Source organism: Mesorhizobium sp. M1A.T.Ca.IN.004.03.1.1 (genome assembly GCF_003997555.1).
Classification (GTDB): Bacteria; Pseudomonadota; Alphaproteobacteria; order Rhizobiales; family Rhizobiaceae; genus Mesorhizobium.
On the sequence record NZ_RZTV01001203.1, the window covers coordinates 1 to 230 of the forward strand.

The following is a 230-nucleotide window of genomic DNA, read 5'->3' on the forward strand; positions in this document are numbered from 1 at the left end:
CGCAAAACCCGCGCGCGATGTGGCCTGGCTGACCAAGCTCTTCCGTGACCAGACCGAGAAGATCGAGCCGGGCTTCGGCATCGAGAAGCTGAGCCTCGTTGCCGTCATGTCCGAGCCGCTCGAGGATATCCAGAAATCGTCGTCGCTAGTCGAGGACGAGGTCACTGACGTGACACCGCTGATCGACATCTACGGAAACCGCGGCCAGCGCGTCTATCGCGTCGTCCCGG

Annotated in this window: 1 pseudogene; it reads left to right on the forward strand. The window is 62.6% G+C overall.

Annotation, left to right across the window (positions count from 1 at the left end):
• Positions 1–230 (forward strand): annotated as a pseudogene (locus EOD29_RS35495) (DNA polymerase Y family protein); the annotation flags it as partial.